The organism is Xenorhabdus hominickii, from assembly GCF_002632725.1.
In the GTDB taxonomy this organism is placed as follows: Bacteria; Pseudomonadota; Gammaproteobacteria; order Enterobacterales; family Enterobacteriaceae; genus Xenorhabdus; species Xenorhabdus hominickii.
Genome location: NZ_NJAI01000001.1, coordinates 925,259 through 947,280 on the forward strand (window position 1 = coordinate 925,259; position 22,022 = coordinate 947,280).

Consider the following 22,022-nt stretch of genomic DNA (forward strand, 5'->3'; position numbering starts at 1 on the left):
ACCTGCACAATTAATTGGTTAGATCATTGGGCAAGAGTGTTTTGCGTTCATTTCTACGATAAACCAGAACGGTCAGTAGCAATGGCACAATAATCGCGACGAGCATGGCGATAAGGAAAACCATCCAGAACTGCGGCTTGATAGAAAGAATTCCTGGTATTCCCCCAACACCGATGCCATTAGCGGTCACTTGGTTGAGTCCACAGATAAGCCCTGCCAGACTTGCCCCAATCATCGCGCAGAACATTGGATAGCGATACTTGAGGTTAATACCATACATGGCAGGCTCAGTGACACCAAGATAGGCTGAAATTGCTGCGGGGATGGAAACTTCGCGTTCTTTTTTCTTCTTACTTGCCCAGATAATTCCGGCTACTGCGGAGCCTTGGGCGATATTGGATAGCGCAATAATAGGCCAGATTGGGGTTCCTCCTGTGCTCTGGATCATTTGTAGGTCAATAGCCAGAGTGGTTTGGTGTACACCTGTAATAACGAGCGGAGCGTAGAAGAAACCGAACAAAGCGGCACCGATGGGGGCAAAACTACCTGTCATCAACCCTTTGACTGCCCAAGCAACGCCGTCACCGATAGCGCGTCCAGCAGGGCCTATCAGCGCGTGGGCAAGGAAAACAGCCAGCAGCAGGGAGGTTACAGGGACAATCACAAGGTAGAGATAATCCGGCACCCATTTTTTCAGCCGGGTTTCAATCCATCCCAACGTTAGACCAGCGAGTAAGGAAGGAATGACCTGCGCCTGATAACCGACCTTAGAAATTGTAAACCAGCCGAAATTCCAGATTTCGGGGGTTTGCTGCCCAAGTAGGTAAGCATTCATTAATTGTGGAGAAACCAGCGTAATCCCCAGGATAATCCCTAAGATAGGGGTTCCTCCCATTTTTTTGACGGCAGACCAACAAATACCGACAGGGAGATAAAAGAATATTGCCTCACCGATCAACCAAAGGAAATCATAGATGTTTTTCCAGACAGGATGAAGTTGTGCAAGTGATTTACCATCGCTAAAGGGGATATCCCCGATGAGGTTACGAAAACCAAGAATTAAACCACCGCTGATGAGGGCGGGCAGTAATGGGAAAAAGATCTCAGCAAAATGTGAAATTGCATTCTCATACCATTTCATATTTTGGCGAGCGGCTTGTTTAACTTCTTCTTTATCAGCGGATTGTTTTCCGGTCGTTTCAAGCAAGGCTTTATAATAAACATCCACATTCGTTCCAATGACCACCTGAAACTGCCCGGCATTGGTGAAGCAGCCTTTGACCATCGATAATTCTTCAATGGCTTTGGCATCTGCATTTTCTGGTGTATTGAGAACGAATCTGAGACGAGTAATGCAATGTGTGACGGAAGCGATATTCTCTTTTCCACCAATTAAGGTGATAAGATTATCAATATCCTTTTGATTTATTTGTTTTTTCTTCATGCCTTTTCTCCTTGGTGGGCAGGAGTGATAACTAATCGAATTGTGCGATTAACAGAATGATTACTCTCGTGATGAGATAGTGAATAGACTGAAATAATAGCTAATTTATCCTAGTTATATTTCGAGATTTTGAATATGAAAATATGTTTTGTTTGAGTTTTGGATCACATTTTCTCACATTGGATTGAAATTTAAGGTTTTTTATATTTCAAATGCTCATTGATAAAATTTTTTTGATTGCTTAGGTAATTAATGGATATTTATTATGTATTGTGTTGATTTTGTATTTACCTTTTCACACAAAAACAGCACTTCCTAACAGAATGCTGTTACATGATATCGGCTGTTTTTTCACTAAATCAAGTGTGTTTATGAATTCATTCCATCATATGGTAAAATAAAGAAAGGTTCACATTCTTTCGCTTCACAACCCAGATAAATAGTTTTGTTGTTATTTTTAAATTCACTTATTCCACCACCATTGATAGAGAAACTCCATATCTCATTATTTAATTTAGCAGTTCCATTTATATCACATGGTGTCTGAGAAAATGCGTTATATGGGTTGTGTTCATAAAGTTGGTTGAGTAAGTTTGAGGAATAAATGCCGCTAAGGTGAATATCAATATATTTAATTTTGTAGATAATAATCCAGTCTTATTCAATATAATCATCCCGACATTCCTTATAATTCCCTTGTGGTGGGTGATATTTTATGGCGCTTCTGAGCCAATTTCAAATCCTTATGAAACTGTCCAGAGTATTCAATCTCCCGTTGTTTCATGATCTATCAGATACCCAGTTTATCAAAGAGATCATCAGCATATTTTGCTTTATGAATATCAATCCCTTTTTCACTGTTAGCAATGATGCGTCCGGTTTATATTACCATTACCGGACGCAAACGATAATTAACGACTGACGAGGTTAATAAAGATTTGAGCTCCCACCAATAGGCTGTCATCATCAACAAAATAAGGATTAGAATGCAGGTAATTATCTATTCCTTTGGCTTTATTGCCACTGCCGAGGAAAACATTGCGCCGATACGATCTCTGGTCGCGTTGATCATATAGCTGAAATCTTCGCTGCCGGTTATGGGGTGACTATTTGATTCGATATGTTCGATTGGAAGAAATTGGGCTGCGGCTTCCAGTATTCTTTGATGGGATTTCGGATGATTTTCCACAGCAGGATAGCTGTCATAGGTGATGGTGGTTTTGAATCCTCCCGCTTCACTGCGGGCAATAATTTCCTGAAAGCTGCTTTTCAGGATCTGGTCTGTTTCTTGATCCATAGCGCGGATTGTCCCGCATGCCTGAACGTGATCGGCTACAGCGTTAGGTATGGTTCCCCCTTTGATCATGCCGCAACTGAATACCGCGGGGCTGAAAGGATCCGTTTTCTTGGCAACGATATAATCCATATAATCAATGATACGACAGGTTTCCCGAATGGCATCCAACCCCTTCTGGGGCGTTGAGCTGTGGGCGGAAACTCCGTATACATCCAGTATCCATGATGAGCCCCATGAAGATACCACTCCTGCATTGAAACTGATATATCCGGTTTCCAATGCGCCGCAATTATGCAGGGCGTAGATTTCACTAACACCTTCCACACAACCCAGCTCTACCATTTTATCCTCCCCAGGAACGCGCATGTCTTCTTCCGCCATTTGGAAGATGAAACGGACATTGGCATGCATTTCATCCCGATGTTTTGACAAATAATTGGCGGCTGTCAGGGCGATGGCCATATGGGTATCATGACCACAGTTATGGGCACACCCTTCATGAATTGAGCTATATTCATTGTTGGTCATATCGGGCATGGCGAGGGCATCCATATCAGCACGGAATGCAATCAAGGGCTTCGCTGGATCAACGATTAAGTCCGCAATAAAACCGGTATAGCCTTCATAGGTTTTGGTGGCATAACCAAATTGGGTCATTAAATCATGACAATACTGGGACGTTTTAACTTCCTGACCGGATAATTCAGGGATTTTATGTAAATATTGGCGTGTTTTTTTGCTGAACTCATTCAGTTCAAACAGTTTTTCACTTACGTTATATTGGTTCTTGTTCATTAAATCCCCCTTTATATGAACAACGAGAGACGTTCTTAAGAATTTATTATCATTTCTCTATCTTGATATCCATTAATGTTTCAATCGCGCCACTGCGTAAAAAGTGCTGTTTATTAGGAGTCACTTGGATAGATTGGCTGACCGGCAGGATAGGAATGCCAGCACCTAAAAAAACGGGAACGGTGGTAATAAAGAGCTGTTGTAGTTCTCCTGCATCTGCAAAACTGGCGGCGGTTTTACCTCCTCCAACAACCCAAACATCTTTGTTTTTGGCTGCGGCTCTTGCTTGAGTGGCAATATCTTTGGGGCTGTCTTGTGTGACAACAGCATTAATGTTGTCTGGAATGGTGAAGTTTTTTGAGGAAAGAACAAAAGAAGGGATATTTTGATATGGCCATTCACCGGAGGCATTTTTCATGATCCACTCGTAGGTACCCGCTCCCATAATGGTTGCCCCGATATTTTGATAAAACTCATCATAAGGCGTAGCGTCGTCACCGAGAGGACATTCGTATAACCAATCTAATTCGTGGTTTTTCGTAGCAATATAGCCATCCATTGTTGCGGCGACATAATAGATGAGCTTTGACATGTTTTTTCCTCATTAAAATTATAGGGGATAGAACTCTGGCAATCGGGAAAGAAATTGATTAGCTATTTTGAGAGTTCTTTTTGGCGTATGTGTTTAAAATCGATATTGAACACATAAAAATCACTTGCTAACCTGACTTAATTGTAACTTTTATTACATAATATACATATAATAAATTCAACTAAGATATGTATTTTACTGGACAATAGTTTGGTTTATTCATAATATTAATTTTTATTATAGAATGTGTTTTATCAAGAATGGATTTCAACAAAACTAAAAGGATAATTAATTATGTCTAAATTTATCATAAGACAGAATAACCGGACATTCCTGAATGAAACTGTATTTCATCTGACTAAAGGAAATATGCTGACATTAAAGATTGATGGCTTAAATAGTAATGCTAGAAAACACCTTAAATTTCAATCTAATAAAACCCTGCGCCAAAATTTTACCAAGTTATTTTCATTGCAAGGACAAGGCTTTTATAAATTATCAGATGGATACTTTAAATAAGAGGTTGTAAATATGAAATATTTAATCGGTTTTATTATAATATTATTCTCTATCACTGCTTTTACAAAGCAAGATAAACTTAACTTTAAAACTTAGAGGGAAACAGGTGGTTGGGGAATCTATAATAAAAAGCCAGATAATTATTTTAAACCATTAGGAATTAATAAATATAAAAAAGGATATTTACCTTCATTTAGTTATCTTATTAGACAATTTGATTTGCAAAATGTAGATAATCAATCCTGTCTGATTGACTATAGATAGAATAAAACAAAAGATAGTGAAGAACATAAAAATATTATTGTGTTTTGGAAAACAGCAAATTATATGATTAATTGGGATCTACCCGAAGGTGAGGATGAAAACAGTTATAAATTCATTATATTCAGCAAACCATTCATTAACATGTCTACATCTGTTGTCCCTTATAAGGAAGCAGAAGGAGCACAGGCTTTATGGGCTAAAGAAGGTGTGATTCAACTTATTGATGATTGTGAATTGCATGGGCAGAAAATCACGATTAATCCCTGTGAGGTTCAATAAGCCAAACTGTCCGCAGCCTGCAAACAGTTTGGTAAAGACAATGATTTGAAATCTACTGTGTATATTGGATATGGGTGGCTTATTTCGCTCTGTTCTGAGCTTTCCACCACAGATACAGCGCTTCAATATCTGATGATGTCATCAGTTTCATGGCTGCCTTGAGTTGTTCCAGCGGCCAGTTCCACCACTGCATTTCCAGCAATAACGCGATATGCTCATCGGAAAACCGTTTTCGGAGCATTTTGGCTGGATTACCGCCAATAATGGCGTAAGGTTCTACATCCTTGGTGACAAGGGCACGAGTGCCAATTACAGCCCCATCGCCAATTTTCACGCCGGGCATGATAATCGCTTCGGCACCAATCCAGACGTCATTACCGACAACAGTATCGCCCATCGGCAGATAACCATTCTCTGCATCAGTAAAGGCGGGTTCTTCCGACATATAGAAGAATGGAAATGACGAAATCCAATCCAACCGATGGCCTTGATTACCCGCCATCATAAAGACGACACCTGTCCCAATGGAGCAGAAGCTGCCGACGATGAGCTTGTCCACATTGGTTAAATCAGGAGATAAATAACGGGCGCATTCATCAAAAGAATGACCGTGATAGTAACCAGAATAGTAGCTGAAACGTCCAACCTGAATGTTTGGGTTGGTGACTTGTTCTGCCAGTGTTTTGCCCTTAAAGGGGCTGTCGAAGTAGTTTTGCATAGAGTGCCTATTGTTATTGATTATGGGTTTCCAGATATCAGTGTTAGTCATGATCATTGTCCGACTGCGAATGACCAATTCCTCGTGGTGCGAGGGCATCATTCTCTTCACTGCTAATATGGAGTTTGTTGGGATTAAAGCAGGACAGACAAAGCACTGTTGTTGCCAGGATTAGGCAATAAGCGATAATCGGCCAGGTAGTCGAGCTGGATAAAAGTGTAAGGGTGAGCGTTCCGGCTCCTCCTAACAGCAGTCCCCCCAGGCAGAAGTAGACTGCTGTAGCCGTTCCGGCGATATGATCGAAACCTAGAAGCGCACCATTAGGTGCCACAGAAACTGCAATAGCGATACCAACACCGACAAGCCACATTGGGGCGATGAAGCCAAATACCGATTGAGGTATGAGTGTTTCTCCAATAGCTAGTAACAGTGCTCCTGCCATCAGGCAGCCCATTCCCGCCCGTAACATATTCAGGCTGCCCCACCGGACAATCAGACCTCCCACGAACCGCGAAGTCACCACCATTGCGATGGCCACTGTTGCAAATAGCAAGCTGAAGCTAAGCTGCGATAACTCTTGTCGGCCCATCATTAGCCAAGGGGCAGTCGAAAAAAAGACGAAGAAGCTGCCCATCCCCGCACTGTAGCAGAGCGTGTACAGCCAGAAATTCAGGTGTCTTACAGGAAGAAGTAGCTGCGACCACTGTAAGTCTGCCGTCCGTTGCCATCGGGTCTCTGGCCAGAGTTTCCAGGCTGCAATAATCGCTAGTGTCATTGCGACCCCGAGCAAACCAAAAATTGCGCGCCACCCCAGCCAGATGTCAACCAGCGCTCCCAGCAGTGGGCCTAAGGCTGGAACCATAGCAAGCATAGAACTGAGCAAGCCATAGATGATGTTGCTTTCCTCACGACCTGAATAGATGTCGCGTATGGTCGCGAAAGTGGCTATGAGGCATGCCGAAGCACCGCAGGCTTGAATAACCCGGAAGCCCAGAAAAATTTCTGGTGATGAAGCGGCGGCGAGGCCGAATGAAGCCGCAATGTAAGCAATCCCACCACTCAGTAACACAGGACGGCGCCCAAACCTGTCTGACAGTGGGCCGAATAGAAGCTGACCGGCTCCCAACAGAATCAGGTATAGCGTCAATGTTAGCTGTATTATCCCTGCTCCGGCACCAAGTACATCGGCGATGAAAGGAATTACGGGCAGATACATATCCATGCCCAGTGAGGCCAGTAAATCGAATGGTGATAACAGTAATATTGTGGCAGTAAGAGAATATTGCCAGGAAAAGTCTTTTGAGTGCACGAATCCATCTCCTCAAATTAAGGATTTGGCGGCGATCTCGTAAGCTATGTGGTTTTTGAGAACGCCGCAACAACCGAAAAAACTAGGAACTAGGGTTGCTGCGGCTTACTTAACTACTCTCTTGGTGAGACTCATATGCGGATTACCTTATGAATGGATCCATATCGTAACAATTTTCACGCTAAGATACGGAAAATATTAATAAAGGGCATCGTACCAACAAGAGCGTTTTTTGTCCAGTTGAGAATAACCGTTTCCTCTGGGTACATCGTCAGACGGAGCTGGATTCGTTATGCAATCCACCAAACCGACGATAATACGCAGTAGCAGGCTGGGGCAACGTACCTATGGTGGTTTCACATTGTTCGCTGACGTAACGTGTTGCAGCAAGCTCAATCCGTTGATAGATATTGATACATAAGTTGCGGGCGATCTGTCCTTTCCATTGTGCAGGCAGCAGTGCATCCGGCAGCAGTGGATCGCGTAGTACAACACGGCGATAAAAATGGATAAGCAGAAGACGTAACTGGAAGCAGCGCTCTGGTGTCAAATCGATTTCATTACTCTCTTGCAGCAGTTTCATTAAGGGACGAAATGAGACGATAAATTCGTGATAGTGTTGCGCGACTTGATCCAATGACCAACTGGCCGATACCCGATCTTTCAGGCTTTGTTCGGAACGCAGGTAGGGATAGTCTGCCCGAAAATAGATGACGGAATCACTGGCATTGAGTTCCCCAAGCAGGGCTGGGATGTCACTTTGCGAGCTGCTTGGTGCAGCCATCAGGGTATTGTTGAGCTGACCGAATCCAAGCCAACTCAGCTCTTTTTTCAGACGAGAGCGCTCTTCTTTGCTGGTTTCTTCAAGTAGCAGCAGATCCCATTTACCATCCCATTCTGGTTGCTCACTGAGGTAAATTTTGCTTTCAGCATGGCGGAATTGATTCATACCCCGCTCGGTGATGCGGTAATAGCTGCGTCGGCCGATTTTTTCCACAGCCAGCCAACCTTCTTTTTGCAAGCGAAAAAGGGATGTCCGCACAAAGCGGTCACTGAATCCCATGGGTTCCAGCAGAAGGCTCAGACTGCCAAGCCAAACTTCACCACCCCGATGACTGATGGCATCGCCAAACAAGGAAATGATCAGTGACGTTCCGCTAATGGGTTGGGCATCAAGGGCATGTCGGATAAAGTCGTCGAGTTTATGTGTCATATTTTGTCATTACCTGCTCGAAATTGTGTCATGACTTTAGCGTAACTGGGATGATGCGCTCAGGGAAACCACCACCGTTTGGAGTTAACGGTGGTAGAACCGTTAGTGATGCAGACGATTATCAATCACCCGAACAGCTTTGCCCTCTGAACGGGGAATGCCACCGCAGTTAACGATGCTGACTTCGGCGCTGAGCCCTATCATGGATTTAATGTGATGGCGCAATTGATGGCAGATATCGCAGCGTTGTTGAGCACTGAGTCGGTCGGGCTCTTTTAGTTCGACCTTGACGGACAGGCTGTCATAATTTCCTATGCGGTTTACTTCCAATTGGTAGTGTGGAGACAATTCTTTGAAGCGTGTTATCTGTTCTTCCACTTGTGATGGAAAGACGTTAATGCCACGGATGATCAGCATGTCGTCAGAGCGTCCAGTGATTTTGTCCATGCGACGCATATTGCGGGCGGTTCCCGGTAATAAACGTGTCAGGTCGCGAGTGCGGTAACGGATCACTGGCATGGCTTCTTTAGTCAGTGTTGTGAAAACCAGTTCGCCATGCTCTCCATCCGGCAGTATGTTCAAGTTGTCAGGATCAATCACTTCTGGATAGAAATGATCTTCCCAAATGGTAGAACCATCCGCATATTCCACAGACTCCATCGCAACACCCGGCCCCATGATTTCGGATAAGCCGTAGATATCTAACGCCTTGATGCTCATGCGGGTTTCGATCTCGTTGCGCAGGCCCTCCGTCCACGGCTCGGCGCCAAAAATTCCGACACGCGGGGAACATGTTCTGGCATCTCCGCCCATTTGCCGCTCCAGTTCATCCAGCAGGGTCAGGCAGTAGGAGGGGGTCATCATGAGAATATCGGGTTTGAAATCCCTAATTAGCTGTGCCTGTTTTTCTGTTTGCCCGCAAGACATCGGTATCACGGCGGCACCAAGTCGTTCAGCTCCGTAATGCGCTCCCAAACCGCCTGTGAATAAGCCGTAACCGTAGGCAACGTGGACTTTATCCTTCGCGCTGGCACCGGCAAAGCGTAGGCTACGGGCGACGAGATCTGCCCAATTATCGATATCCCGCTGGGTATAACCGACTACGGTAGGGCGCCCTGTGGTGCCGGATGACGCGTGGATCCGCACGATTTGTTCCATTGGGACAGCGAAAGTATCAAAAGGGTAGTTCTCCCGCAGATCTTGTTTGGTGGTATAGGGAAATTTAATGATGTCATCGAGTTGCTTGAAATCACTGGGGTGAATATCGATAGCGTCAAATTTGCGGCGGTACATGGGCACGTTGTTGTAGGCGTGATGCAAAGTCCACTTTATTTGCTCAAATTGCCGCGCCTGAATTTCATCTCGTGAAGCAAATTCAATGGGGTCTAGGTGCTCGTCAGGGTGGGTGTTTAAGTGTTGTACGTTGTTGCTCATAGTTTCCTGTCCTTTTGTTGATTTGGTTGTAATAACAGGTTGTTTTTTTATTTATATGCAGGTGCTGGCTATAAAAAGTTACGTATTATGAAATACGTTCAATAATCATGGCGATGCCTTGTCCTACGCCAATGCACATGGTGCATAAGGCATAACGACCGGCTCGCCGTTCCAGTTCAAGGCTGGCCGTCAGCGCAAGGCGAGCACCACTCATGCCCAACGGATGGCCCAGCGCAATCGCACCACCATTCGGGTTTACGTGTTCTGCATCATCCGGTAGCCCTAATTGGCGCGTTACGGCCAGTGACTGCGCGGCGAAGGCTTCGTTCAACTCAATGACATCCATTTGGTTCAGGCTTAAGCCCGTGAGTTCCAGTACCTTACGAGTGGCAGGCAGCGGCCCGATCCCCATGATGCGCGGCTCTACTCCACACGTTGCTGTTGCAACGATGCGTGCACGTGGAGTCAGCCCTTCCCTTAATGCCGCTGTTTCTGAGGCGATGATGAGTGCTGCCGCCCCATCGTTGATACCGGAAGCGTTTCCCGCTGTGACTGTGCCGGCAGTACGGAACGGTGTTTTCAACCGTTGCAGTTGCTCGAAAGTTGTTTCTGGCCGTGGATGTTCATCCTGCGTGATGGTTGTTGCTATGCCTTTTTTGTGGGACAGAGTGACAGGAATGATTTCTTCCGCCAGTACGGCACGCTGTTGCGCACTGGCGGTGCGTTGTTGGCTGCGCAGCGCAAAGGCATCCTGATCGTCACGGCTAATTTGGTATTGTGCGGCAACGTTTTCGGCTGTTTCTGGCATTGAATCTGTGCCGAACTGTTTTTGTATTTGCGGATTAATGAATCGCCAGCCGAGCGTGGTATCAAATATCTCTGCCTGACGGCTGAAGGCACTTTCTGCTTTGCCCATCACTAACGGCGCACGCGTCATGGATTCAACACCACCTGCCAATATCAGTCGGGCGTCACCGGCTTTGATACTGCGAGCGGCAAAAGCCAATGCATCCAGACCGGAGCCGCACAGCCGATTGATTGTCGTGCCGGAGACTGAATCCGGCAGGCCCGCCAACAGTGAAGCCATGCGCGCTACGTTGCGATTATCTTCGCCCGCCTGATTGGCACAGCCGAGGATCACATCATCAACTTTTCCCCAATCCAGCGTAGGATAGCGTGCCATCAATGCCTGTAGCGGCAAGGCCGCCAGATCATCAGCCCGTAGGCTGGATAACGCTCCGCCATAACGCCCGATGGGGGTGCGTACACCATCACAGATAAACGCATGAGTCATAATGGCTCTCCCTGATTGTTTTCTGGAATAGTTGCCGGAATGTTTTCTAGAATGGTGTGGCTGAGGCGATGGGCACGGCCACGGAACAGTGCCACGATTTTGTTGTTCTGATTGATGATTTCGACATCGTACAGACCTGTGGCTTTACCTTGATGTCGCACAGACGCATTGGCGATGAGATGATCACCAATCAACGCGGGACGGATGAAGTCAATGCTGCCACTGGATGCCACTGCTGCCATTCCTTCGCTGTTGCAGGCGTAGGCAAAGGTGGTATCTGCCAGACTGAACAGAATACCGCCGTGACAGCGTTGATGGCCGTTGAGCATATTGGGTACAATCGTCATGCTGAGTCGGGCGATCCCCACGTCAATATGCTCGATGTGCATTCCCATACTTTGAGCACAGATGTCTTTGGCATACATGGCTTCAATGCAGCGTCTAGCCAGTTGGCTGGTGGAGTTATCGTGCATCGGCGCTCTCCTTATTATGGTTTTCATTATAATTTTCGTGCTGTCCGTGAAGCTGCAATTTGGCATGATCTGCTGCCAGTTGGCGCAGCAGAGGCGCAGGTCGGTAACGGGGTTCTCCATAGAATTTCTGCAAGTTTTCCAGCGTACTGAGAATATGTTTCCAGCCCAATTGCTCACCCCATGCCAATGGGCCAATGGGATAATTCACGCCATCGAGCATCGCTAAGTCGATATCTTCGGCGCTGGCGAGGCCTTTATTGAGGGCATCCAGCGCTTCGTTACACAGCATAGCAACGGTACGCATTGTCAGCAGGGCGGGATAATCGGGCAGGAGGATCACTTGCTTGCCGAGAGATTGCAGGAAGCCAACTACTTTTGCTGTTTGATGGGGCGTATTCTGGCAAGCCGTGCTGAGGGTGATAACAGGGGCCGATAGATGATTGGCGGAAAGATCAAATTGCATCACCGGAACTCTGACTTCATCAGCAAGCTGGGCGCAGGTTCTCCCTTTAGTCAGCGTCAAAATAATATCGTCAATGTGTAAGGTGGGGGAATGGAATCGGTCATTTTTTCCTTCTTCGAAGACGATCCCATACTGCTGTAATTTAGGTTTCTGTAGCAGGGAGACAAAATGAGGCAATGCCGCCCAATTCCCGGTTGCCTTGAGCCTCGTAGGCTGTTTTTTTTCTTTGCTCTGCTTAGGCTCTATTTTGGGAAGTGGCTGAGCCTCTTTTTTTCCGCTGTTTCCTTGTACGTTATTTCCTTGCATATTATAGAGGTAGAATCCACGACCACGCTTACGCCCCAAATGGCCGGCATCGACTAATTCTTTCTGCCGCAGAGAGGGTTGGAAACGAGGATCGTTGTGGAAAGCGTGGAACAGGGATTCAGTCACCGCGTAGTTAACGTCATGACCAATTAAATCGGTAAGCTGTAATGGCCCCATCGCAAAGCCGCCAGATTCTTTCATCACTGTATCCAGCGTCGCGGGGGAAGCGACTTGCTCTTCCAGAGCACGCAAGGCTTCTGCATAAAATGGACGGGCAATACGATTGACGATAAAACCGGGGCTAGAGCGACAAATCACGGGCTGCTTTTTCCAGTTGGTGGCAAGCATTTTAAGGGTTGTCACGGTTTGGGGAGAGGTTTCCAACCCTTGTACAATTTCCACTAATTTCATCAAAGGTGCTGGATTGAAAAAATGTAGCCCAGCCATACGTTGTGGTGAAGACAGAACGCGGGCAATCGCGGTAATCGAGAGTGATGAGGTGTTGCTGGCAAATAGCGTTTGGGCCGGACAAATAGCATCCAGTTGGCGGAAAAGATCCTGTTTGGCTTCCAATTGTTCTACTATTGCTTCAATCACCAGCGCACATGGTGCCAGAGTTTGTAACGAATCAACCCGGGTAATGCGTTTTAACAGGAGTTCAGTTGCATCAGCCTCTGCTTTGCCAGCTTCCACGCGTTGACGCAGACGAGCGCGGAGATTATCCAACGCATGACTCGATGCTTCGCTGTTCACATCAAACAGCAGGACAGAATGCCCTGCTTGAGCCGCGACTTGAGCAATGCCGATGCCCATGGTGCCTGCACCAATAATACCTATAATGCCTGCATCAATAATATCTGCATCAATAGTGCTAATGGGGCTGTGGAGTAGAGGCATGGTCATGATTATTTCCCCTTGAACGCTGGATGGCGTTTTTCAATAAACGCATTAACGCCTTCACGGAAGTCTTCACTGCGTCCGCACAGGCGTTGCAAGTCACGTTCGAGATCAAGCTGTTGCTCCAAGGTATTGGCGGCTGCGGCATAAGTGGCTTGCTTGATGCAGCCAAGTGCCACTGTGGGCTGGGCTGCCAGATGCTGCGCAAGTTTCTGTGTTTTCTCTTCTAATTCATCGGGCTCGGCGACTTGCCAGATCATTCCCCATTCCTGTGCTTGATCAGCACTGATTTTGTCTCCCAATAATGCCATTCCCATTGCGCGGGCATGTCCAATCTTATGGGGCAGGAACCAGCTTCCGCCCGAATCCGGCGTCAGACCAATACGGCAGAAGGCTTGGATAAAGCTGGCGGTTCGGGAAGCGATAACAATGTCACAGGCTAGTGCAAGGGAGACGCCTGCGCCTGCTGCCACACCGTTGACGGCGCAGATAATAGGTTTAGGCAAGGAAGTCATGCGTCGGATTAGGGGATTGTAGTAACGCTCAACGGATTGACCGAGATCGGGAACTAAGCCATCGGAGATAATGGCATTACGGTCATTCAAATCCTGTCCTGAACAGAAGCCACGTCCCGCTCCTGTCAGCAAGACACTACGCACAGATTCGTCCTGTTCAGCAATACCCATCGCCTTACTTAATTGTTGATGTAATTCCTCGTTAAAGCTGTTGAGGCATTCCGGGCGGTTGAGCGTAATACTAAGAACACCGGCTTTAATATCAGTAAGTACCGTTGACATGTTTTCCATCTATCAGAACCCTTTGAATATTGGTTTACGTTTTTCCAGAAAGGCGGTGATGCCTTCCTGACGATCGGCTGTACCTGCCAGAGCGACAAACTGCTGGCGTTCGGCAAGTAACCCTTGTGACAGGCCTGTTTCCTGTGAGGTTTTGAGTGCGGCTTTGGCGGCCCGCAGTGCCAGCGGTGAAAATTTGCTGATGCGTTGTGCGATTTGTTCTGCACGTTCTAATGTCAGCTCATCAATGCAAACTTCACTGACCAGCCCTGCTTGTTGCGCTGATTGGGCATTAATAGCTTCACCCGTGAGAACCATCTGGTAAGCCAGTGCTTTGCCAACGCTGCGAATGAGCCGCTGTGTTCCCCCCGCCCCGGGGATCAGTCCCAACGTGATTTCCGGTAGGCCAAAACGGGCACTTTCTCCACAAATCACCAAATCACAAGCCAGCACCAGTTCGCAGCCTGCCCCAAGCGCATAGCCATTTACGGCGGCGATCAGAGGCTTGCTGATATTGTTTAAGCGTTGCCAGAGTTGTGGACGGCGGTCAGTCATCGCGGTGGCAACGGTTTGCTGTTGTAATTCCTTCAGGTCAGCCCCTGCCGCGAAACAGCGTGATGAACCTGTAATAACAACGGCACCAGTTCCGTTATCCACATCCGCTTGTTCCAATTGCTGGACGAGCTGTTCAAGACAATCATTACTGAGGGCATTGCGCACTTCCGGGCGGTTGAGGGTGAGTGTGCGTACCCTTTTTTGCTGGTGGCATAAAATCCATTCCTGATTCATGGTGGTTCCTCATTAATGAAAACGTCTAGACATCAAAATCTACGACTACCCCATCGCCTTTCGGCCATGACTGGCAACTTAAGATATAGCCGGCCGCCAATTGATCGGGTTCGAGGCTGTAGTTCACCGCCATATCTACTTCCCCGGACGTGAGTCGACATTTGCAGGTGGCGCACACCCCTCCTTTACAGGCGTAGGGCAAATCCGCACCTTGACGCAAAGCGGCATCGAGAATGCTGTCATCTTCGGCACTCATGGCAATGTTGAGGGTGCGGCCATCCAGATGAATTTCGACGCGAGTTTCGCTGCGTCCGGTGATATTGACGGGACGAAAACCTGCCTTAGTTTTCTGGGTATATTCGGTATTGAAGCGTTCGCTATGGATGGAGTTGGCAGACATTCCCGCTTGCTCCAGCACCGACCGGGCATCTTCCAACATGGTCTCAGGCCCACAGAGAAAGGCGTGGTCAAAGTGGGCAAAGTTGAGCAAGATTTTGCCTATTCTATGCAGGTGTTCGGTATCAATGCGCCCGTTAAACAGGGGACTATCGATGGCTTCCTGACTGAATAGATACAACACTTGGAAACGATGCAGATAGCGATTTTTGAGGTCGGCCAGCGCCTCTTTAAACATGACAGAACGGCCCGTGCGATTGCCATAAATCAAGGTGAATGAGCTATCCGGTTCCAATGCCAGTGTACTTTTGATAATAGATAGAATCGGCGTGATACCCGAGCCGGCTGCGATAGCCAGATAATTTCCCTGCTGGTTTGCATCAGGATGATGGCCAAAAGTGCCTTGTGGCAGCATCACTTCCAATTCATCCCCGACTTTTAACTGCTGATTGATAAAAGTTGAAAAACGGCCCTGATAAACGGCCTTGACGCCAATCTGCAATGAGTCATCCAGTGGTGAACTACAAATGGAGTAGCAGCGCCGTAGTTCTTCACCATTCACCTGTGCCTTGAGTGTCAGATGTTGGCCGGGTTGATAACAGAAACGAGTCTTTAGTTCATCGGGAACATGCAGCGTGACGGTAACGGCCTCTGGTGTTTCCCGTTCAATGGCGGCGATGCTCAATCGGTGAAAACTCAGGCGATGAAAAGTAACCATCTTCTACTTCCTCATTCAATTCCTTATTAAATACATTTGAAATAATCAAACGGTTCCAGACACTGCTGGCAGCGATAGAGGGCTTTGCAGGCGGTGGAACCGAATTCACTGATTTTTTCCGTTTCATGACTATTACAGCGTGGGCAGGTAATGGATTCAGCATCCATTGGTTTTTCACAAGCCAATCCCTGGGGGGGAGCGATGCCTGATTTGCGCAGGCGTTGTTTGGCATCTGTATTCATCCAATCGGTTGTCCATGCGGGAGTCAGGCTCACTTCGACATATACTGGCGAAAAACCAGCCTGTATTAGCGTTTCTTGAATGGCATTGATCAGGTATTCTGTGGCAGGACAGCCGGAATATGTTGGGGTAAATGTCACCCGCCAGCCAGTTTGTAAGGAGGTGACAGCCCGGATCATGCCGAGATCGGTAATAGAGAGATCGGGCAACTCTGGATCGGCAATCTGGTGCAGGCACTGCCAGATCTGATGGATCTGTGGTTGCCGAATTTCTAGATGGCTTGTATTAAATGGCTTTTCCATCTCTCCCCCTTATCGTTATCAGCTAGTCATTAGCGAGATCAGATCGCTGTAGCGAGTTATCCGTGTTTTTCACCAGGTGCAGTTGGGGTAAGTGCGTTGCAGAAATTGCATTTCTGCCAGTATGTATCCCAGATGTTCCGTATGCTGCCCTTGCTTGCCGCCCTGTCGGTAAGGTGACTCTTCCGGTATTTCCAATGTGGCTTCTGCGAATGTTTCATTGACGATTTGTCGCCATGGTTCATACAGGGTGCTGGGATCAACGGCGATGCCACCTTCGGCAAGCCGTTGCTCTATCTCGTCGCAATGGAACAGCTCACCCGTAAAGCGCCACAATTGATCGATCGATTGTTGTATTTTCTGGCGACTCTGCGGTGTGCCATCGCCTAAGCGGATCATCCAGCCCCGACTGAATCGCAGGTGATATTCCACTTCCTTCAAGGACTTGGTGCTGATGGCGGCCAGTTGGGAATCACGGCTCCGCCCCAGTGCTTGATGCAGCAGGACGTGATAGGCATCGATAAAAAATTGGCGTACCAGTGTGTCGTTAAAACCACCGTTAGGCTGTTCCACCAGCAGTAGATTGAGGAATTCACGTTCATCACGACCAAATGCCAGATGATCTTCATCCAGCCCTGTTCCTGAAAGGGTGGCTGCGTAGCTGAGAAAATGGCGAGACTGACCCAATAGATCGAGTCCAATATTGGACAGCGCGAGATCAAGTTCCAGTTCTGGCGCGTGTCCGCACCATTCGCACAGGCGTTGTGCCAGAATTAACGGTGTGTCTCCCTGACGTAGCACGTAATTAAACAAATCATGGTTGGTGGAGGAAACGCTATGGGTATACATAATTTCCGTCTCCTACATATTTTTGATGCCATCAGGAATAGTGTAGAAAGTCGGATGACGATAAATTTTATCCTCCGAAGGTTCAAAAAAAGCCCCGCGATCTTCTGGCTGTGATGCTATCAAATAGATGGATTTTACGACCCAAATTGAGCAGCCTTCATTGCGACGAGTGTAGGCATCGCGTGCGTTCTCCAGAGCCATTTGATCATCTGCCGCATGGAGGCTGCCGACATGGCGGTGAGCCAATCCCTGTTTACTGCGGACAAAGACTTCATACAGTGGCCAATCGGTATCGTTCATGTTTATTGTCTCCTGTTCCTGTCGCCAAGTCCCGTCACTAAATCCCGTAATATAAGTTCCCTCATTAAGAGCTTTAAGCGGCATTCTGTTTGGTGGCTTTTTTCTTGGCATGAATCGAAGCCGCCTCGCGTACCCAACTCCCGTTCTCCCAAGCTTGGCGCTTGGCCTCCAAGCGCTCGTGATTGCATATCCCTTGTCCTTTTAGCACTTGATAGAATTCTTCCCAGTCGATTTCACCAAAACGGTAATGCCCTGTGGTTTCATCCCAAGCCAGCGCCGGATCGGGGGCTGTCATGCCCAGAGCTTCCAGTTGGGGCACCGTGTTGTCGATAAATTTTTGCCGTAGTTCATCATTGCTGAATCGCTTGATTTTCCACGCCATGCTCTGGGCGCTATTGGGGGAATCACTGTCATTTGGGCCAAACATCATCAGCGTTGGCCACCAAAAACGGTTGATGGCATCTTGCAACATTGCGCGTTGAGCTTCGTTGCCATTAGCCAGCACCATGACGGCTTCGTAACCTTGTCGCTGGTGGAAACTTTCCTCTTTGCAGATTTTCACCATCGCACGGGCATAGGGACCATAAGATGCACGGCACAAAGCGACTTGGTTTACGATAGCTGCTCCATCTACAAGCCAACCAATCACACCAACATCAGCCCAACTGGGCGTGGGATAATTGAAGATCGAAGAATATTTCATCTTGCCATCTAACAGCTTCTGGTAGATGTCCTGACGAGTACAGCCCAGTGTTTCTGCGGCGCTGTAGAGGTAAAGCCCGTGGCCTGCCTCATCCTGTACTTTGGCGAGCAATACCGCTTTACGGCGTAACGAAGGGGCGCGGGTGATCCAGTTAGCTTCCGGTAGCATGCCGACTACTTCTGAATGGGCATGTTGACCTATCTGGCGTATCAGGTTGTGGCGATAGGCATCGGGCATCCAATCCTTGGCCTCGATGGAAATATCTGCCGCTATTTTGGCATCAAAGTGCACCTGAAGTGGGTCAATTGTCATAATTAACTCCATTATGATTCTTATTTTCTTATTTATAATTTAAAAGTGAATCATTTTAAGTAACTGTAAATCTACAAATTGATAACAAAAATATCAAATGCTATCACTGTGTATTTGTAGGGTTCATCACAATATGAATTTTTATTCATTTAAAAACATATGGTTAATTTTTGTTGTTTGATGTGGATAAGAATATTGATAAGTGATTAGCTGCAAATGTTTTTATTTTGTTAATTTAATGGGTGGTCTTGTTAATAGATTATGTGATACATAAATATCATTATTTTACTTAATGATTGATTCATTAATGAGATCGGTGGAGAAAAAAATGCAACAGTTAGCGAGTTACATTTGTGGAACTTGGGTTTATGGGCACGGCAACACCAGAACCATTCACCATGCAGTCAGTGGTGAAGCCTTGTATCAGGTATCTTCAGAAGGGTTGCCGCTGGCCAAGAGTTTAGAGTATGCCCGTAAAAAAGGTGGAAAGGCGCTGGCCGCTATGACGTTCCAGCAGCGTGCGCAGATGATGAAAGCAGTTGCAAAGCATCTGCTTGCCAACAAAGAAGCGCTGTACACCATTTCCGCAGAAACGGGGGCAACCCGTGCAGATGGTTGGGTGGATATTGAAGGAGGAGTTGCAACGCTCTTCTCTTATGCAGGCCTGGCCGGACGTGAGTTACCGGATGATACCCTGTGGCCGGAAGATGAAATGATCTCGTTGTCTAAACAGTCCCAGTTTATGGCTCGGCATGTACTGACTTCCCGACCCGGTGTTGCGTTACACATTAACGCTTTTAACTTTCCCTGCTGGGGAATGCTGGAAAAATTGGCGCCAACGTGGATGGCGGGGATGCCGGCCATTATCAAACCAGCTACGGCATCCGCCCAATTGACGCAGGCGATGGTGAAAATGATCATCGATAGTGGCCTGATACCGGAAGGATCATTGCAATTGATCTGCGGGGGTGTTGGCGATCTATTTGATCATCTCGATTATCAGGATGTTGTGACCTTTACCGGATCGGCACAGACAGGGCAGAAGCTACGCGCTCATCCTCGTCTGATGGAAAAATCCATCCCCTTTACGATGGAGGCGGATTCCCTTAACTGCTGCATTTTAGGTGAGGATATTACGCCTGATATGCCGGAATTTGGGATATTCATTAAGGAAGTTGCCCGTGAGATGACGGTTAAAGCGGGGCAGAAATGTACGGCTATCCGGCGGATTATTGTGCCAGCCAGCCAGATTGAAGCTGTAAAACAAGCTTTGCTCAAGCGGCTGTCTGGCGTGGCTGTGGGCGATCCGGCTTTGCCGGACGTGCGGATGGGGGCATTGATTAGCCTTGAACAACGCGATGAAGTACAAACGAAGGTCAATGAATTATTGAACAGCGGCTGTGAGGTCTTGTGTGGCGGTTCCTTGGATAAGCTAGTGTTGGCAGGTGATACCCACTGCAATGGTGCGTTTTATCCACCAACTTTACTTTACTGCGCTGATCCAATGACAAATCAGGTTGTGCATGGTACGGAAGCCTTTGGGCCGGTTTCCACGCTAATGGCTTATCAGGATACCGAACAGGCTATTGCGTTGGCGGCGATGGGGCAAGGCAGTCTGGTGGGATCATTGGTCACGGCAAATGAGCAAATTGCTTTACAGGTAATCCGCGCGACGGCGTGTGCTCATGGTCGTATGTTGGTACTGGATGAAGCGGCATCTGCGGAATCCACCGGGCATGGTTCGCCATTGCCGATGTTGGTACACGGTGGGCCGGGGCGTGCAGGGGGCGGTGAAGAATTGGGTGGGCTGCGTGCGGTGAAACACTACATGCAGCGTACTGCGATTCAAGGCAGTCCAAATATGCTGTCTGCGATTGGCCGTGAGTGGGTTCGCGGTGCAAAAGTGAAGGAAGATCCAATCCATCCATTCCGCAAATATTTCGAACAGCTAGAAATTGGTGAAAGTCTGCTGACAGCTCGCCGGACGGTGACGGAAGCGGATATCGTCAATTTCGCTTGCCTGAGTGGTGATCACTTTTATGCGCACATGGATAAAATTGGTGCGGCGGAGTCCCTGTTCGGTGAGCGCGTAGCACATGGCTATTTTGTCGTATCGGCCGCAGCGGGTTTATTCGTTGATGGGGCGGTTGGGCCTGTGCTGGCTAACTATGGTATGGAAAACCTGCGATTTATTGAGCCAGTCAAGATAGGCGATACGATCCAAGTTAGGTTGACTTGTAAGAAGAAGATCAAAAAAATCCAGAAGACTCAGGAAGACAAACCACATGGCGTTGTGATGTGGGATGTGCAGGTATTGAACCAAGAACAGCAACCTGTGGCGCTTTATAGCATCCTTACGTTGGTGGAAAGGCAACAGGGTGATTTTGCAGCATCGGTGTAGGCCAGCCAGTGAAGCGATATTTGTTAAATCAAGGGAACAATTAGAGAAAAGTTGCAGCCACCAAAGCTGCAACTTGAAATCTGTTGGGATAATCGGATGGTTTTTAATTCTAGGGGGGCGTGAATCTAATTTATTGATAATGATGAATGTTCAGATAATATCCGATGACTCTGTCATGCATTTCGATGGATTTTGAAAAAGACAACGTTTTACGAGTCAGTCTTTTACCAAATGCTGACGCAGATTCAGGTTAGGTCTTTCGATATGTTGTGTATAACGCTGGCTAACCACCTGTAGTTTTCCTATCAGCATTTTTTCATCGCTTTTCCAGCCATCCGTCATATAGACCACAATGTTGAAAGGTGTCAGTAACGCCATCAAACGCATCAAGGTCTTTTTTGTTCTTGGTCCAAAAACGTGGGCGATCACTTTTCGTCTGCTCCGGTCGTAAGCATAAAAGCGCCAACGGGGCTTTTTCTTCGACTTCACATATGACCATTGCTTATCCATTTCACAGCAGACAATCACTTCAGTGCCGGGGGCAATAGCTTCAGTTACGGATTTGGGACTGAGTTTTTTAAGTGACGAAGGACAGTATTCAGGCCAATCCCCATGACACGCGCGGTTGCCCGACATCCCATTCCGTTCATGGCCATATCGACAATTTGCTTATGTGTCCCGGGACGACATGCGGTATAGGTGAATTCCAATGACCAGGAATGACGATAAGATTGGCAAAGGTAGTGCTGATGACCAGAACGAGATCGCCCCTTACGATGGATCCCTTTAACTGCACAACAAGACGGGCAGTTTGCTGTATTCATGTTAGCTCACTTCAATACATTGACCCAAGGTTATCAGGCTCTGACGTTATTTCTGGCTGGACTTGCATTCGTCTTTACCTTCATTTGTTATTTTCTGAAC

The 22,022-nt window shown here is 47.2% G+C and carries 19 protein-coding genes and 4 pseudogenes; 3 read left to right on the forward strand and 20 right to left on the reverse strand.

What is annotated here, in order from left to right; all coding sequences use genetic code 11:
• Positions 1-10: 10 nt before the first annotated feature.
• The 5 genes and pseudogenes from treB to Xhom_RS04185 all read right to left on the reverse strand — a co-directional run bounded on the left by treB (position 11) and on the right by Xhom_RS04185 (position 4,128).
• A complete protein-coding gene (treB, locus tag Xhom_RS04170; protein WP_069317522.1) occupies positions 11-1,444 on the reverse strand; it encodes a PTS trehalose transporter subunit IIBC in 1,434 nt (477 codons plus the stop codon).
• 660 nt (positions 1,445-2,104) lie between these two features.
• Positions 2,105-2,228: pseudogene (locus Xhom_RS36340) on the reverse strand (type II toxin-antitoxin system mRNA interferase toxin, RelE/StbE family); the annotation flags it as partial.
• 6 nt (positions 2,229-2,234) lie between these two features.
• A pseudogene (locus tag Xhom_RS42695) lies at positions 2,235-2,312 on the reverse strand (type II toxin-antitoxin system antitoxin, RelB/DinJ family); the annotation flags it as partial.
• Between the two features lie 43 nt (positions 2,313-2,355).
• Positions 2,356-3,536 (reverse strand): annotated as a pseudogene (locus Xhom_RS04180) (M20 metallopeptidase family protein).
• A 49-nt stretch (positions 3,537-3,585) separates the two neighbouring features.
• Positions 3,586-4,128 (reverse strand): dihydrofolate reductase family protein, encoded by a 543-nt coding sequence (locus Xhom_RS04185; protein ID WP_069317524.1) that lies wholly within the window; start codon positions 4,126-4,128, stop codon positions 3,586-3,588.
• Between the two features lie 294 nt (positions 4,129-4,422).
• Here Xhom_RS04185 and Xhom_RS04190 point away from each other — a divergent pair, with 294 nt between their 5' ends.
• A complete protein-coding gene (locus Xhom_RS04190; RefSeq protein WP_069317525.1) occupies positions 4,423-4,647 on the forward strand; it encodes a hypothetical protein in 225 nt (74 codons plus the stop codon).
• A gap of 327 nt (positions 4,648-4,974) precedes the next feature.
• Positions 4,975-5,190, forward strand: coding sequence for a hypothetical protein (locus tag Xhom_RS04195; RefSeq protein ID WP_069317526.1), 216 nt, complete (start codon positions 4,975-4,977; stop codon positions 5,188-5,190).
• 79 nt (positions 5,191-5,269) lie between these two features.
• On the opposite strand, the gene catB is transcribed toward Xhom_RS04195, so the two are convergent.
• The 14 genes from catB to paaA form a co-directional block, all read right to left on the reverse strand.
• The gene (gene catB, locus Xhom_RS04200; protein ID WP_069318528.1) at positions 5,270-5,908 is read right to left on the reverse strand and encodes a type B chloramphenicol O-acetyltransferase; all 639 of its coding nucleotides are present in this window, start codon (positions 5,906-5,908) and stop codon (positions 5,270-5,272) included.
• A 43-nt stretch (positions 5,909-5,951) separates the two neighbouring features.
• Positions 5,952-7,217, reverse strand: coding sequence for a CmlA/FloR family chloramphenicol efflux MFS transporter (gene cml, locus Xhom_RS04205; RefSeq protein ID WP_069317527.1), 1,266 nt, complete (start codon positions 7,215-7,217; stop codon positions 5,952-5,954).
• A 271-nt stretch (positions 7,218-7,488) separates the two neighbouring features.
• Positions 7,489-8,430, reverse strand: a complete 942-nt coding sequence (gene paaX / locus Xhom_RS04210; RefSeq protein ID WP_069317528.1) for a phenylacetic acid degradation operon negative regulatory protein PaaX — start codon at positions 8,428-8,430, stop codon at positions 7,489-7,491.
• Positions 8,431-8,532: 102 nt separating this feature from the next.
• Positions 8,533-9,864 carry a phenylacetate--CoA ligase PaaK gene (paaK, locus tag Xhom_RS04215; RefSeq protein WP_069317529.1) on the reverse strand — a complete coding sequence of 444 codons (1,332 nt, stop codon included), beginning with the start codon at positions 9,862-9,864 and terminating at the stop codon, positions 8,533-8,535.
• 85 nt (positions 9,865-9,949) lie between these two features.
• Positions 9,950-11,158, reverse strand: coding sequence for a 3-oxoadipyl-CoA thiolase (gene pcaF, locus Xhom_RS04220; RefSeq protein WP_069317530.1), 1,209 nt, complete (start codon positions 11,156-11,158; stop codon positions 9,950-9,952).
• Positions 11,155-11,631, reverse strand: coding sequence for a hydroxyphenylacetyl-CoA thioesterase PaaI (paaI, locus tag Xhom_RS04225; RefSeq protein WP_069317531.1), 477 nt, complete (start codon positions 11,629-11,631; stop codon positions 11,155-11,157). The genes pcaF and paaI overlap by 4 nt, the downstream gene beginning before the upstream one ends.
• Positions 11,621-13,297 (reverse strand): 3-hydroxyacyl-CoA dehydrogenase, encoded by a 1,677-nt coding sequence (locus Xhom_RS04230; protein ID WP_071933926.1) that lies wholly within the window; start codon positions 13,295-13,297, stop codon positions 11,621-11,623. The genes paaI and Xhom_RS04230 overlap by 11 nt, the downstream gene beginning before the upstream one ends.
• 8 nt (positions 13,298-13,305) lie before the next feature.
• On the reverse strand, positions 13,306-14,103 hold the full coding sequence (gene paaG, locus Xhom_RS04235; RefSeq protein ID WP_069317532.1) for a 2-(1,2-epoxy-1,2-dihydrophenyl)acetyl-CoA isomerase PaaG: 798 nt from the start codon (positions 14,101-14,103) through the stop codon (positions 13,306-13,308).
• A 3-nt stretch (positions 14,104-14,106) separates the two neighbouring features.
• Entirely contained in the window at positions 14,107-14,880 is a 774-nt protein-coding gene (gene paaF / locus Xhom_RS04240) for a 2,3-dehydroadipyl-CoA hydratase PaaF (protein WP_069317533.1), read from the reverse strand.
• Between the two features lie 25 nt (positions 14,881-14,905).
• Entirely contained in the window at positions 14,906-15,994 is a 1,089-nt protein-coding gene (paaE, locus tag Xhom_RS04245; protein WP_069317534.1) for a 1,2-phenylacetyl-CoA epoxidase subunit PaaE, read from the reverse strand.
• Positions 15,995-16,020: 26 nt separating this feature from the next.
• On the reverse strand, positions 16,021-16,536 hold the full coding sequence (paaD, locus tag Xhom_RS04250) for a 1,2-phenylacetyl-CoA epoxidase subunit PaaD (protein WP_069317535.1): 516 nt from the start codon (positions 16,534-16,536) through the stop codon (positions 16,021-16,023).
• 69 nt (positions 16,537-16,605) lie between these two features.
• Positions 16,606-17,382, reverse strand: a complete 777-nt coding sequence (gene paaC / locus Xhom_RS04255) for a 1,2-phenylacetyl-CoA epoxidase subunit PaaC (protein ID WP_069317536.1) — start codon at positions 17,380-17,382, stop codon at positions 16,606-16,608.
• Positions 17,383-17,394: 12 nt separating this feature from the next.
• Positions 17,395-17,682, reverse strand: a complete 288-nt coding sequence (gene paaB, locus Xhom_RS04260; protein WP_069317537.1) for a 1,2-phenylacetyl-CoA epoxidase subunit PaaB — start codon at positions 17,680-17,682, stop codon at positions 17,395-17,397.
• Positions 17,683-17,755: 73 nt separating this feature from the next.
• The gene (gene paaA / locus Xhom_RS04265) at positions 17,756-18,697 is read right to left on the reverse strand and encodes a 1,2-phenylacetyl-CoA epoxidase subunit PaaA (protein WP_069317538.1); all 942 of its coding nucleotides are present in this window, start codon (positions 18,695-18,697) and stop codon (positions 17,756-17,758) included.
• A gap of 328 nt (positions 18,698-19,025) precedes the next feature.
• On the opposite strand from paaA, the gene paaZ reads away from it, so the two are divergent.
• Entirely contained in the window at positions 19,026-21,098 is a 2,073-nt protein-coding gene (paaZ, locus tag Xhom_RS04270) for a phenylacetic acid degradation bifunctional protein PaaZ (protein ID WP_069317539.1), read from the forward strand.
• A 130-nt stretch (positions 21,099-21,228) separates the two neighbouring features.
• On the opposite strand, the pseudogene Xhom_RS04275 reads toward paaZ, so the two are convergent.
• Positions 21,229-21,922, reverse strand: a pseudogene (locus Xhom_RS04275) (IS1 family transposase).
• Positions 21,923-22,022 lie beyond the last annotated feature (100 nt).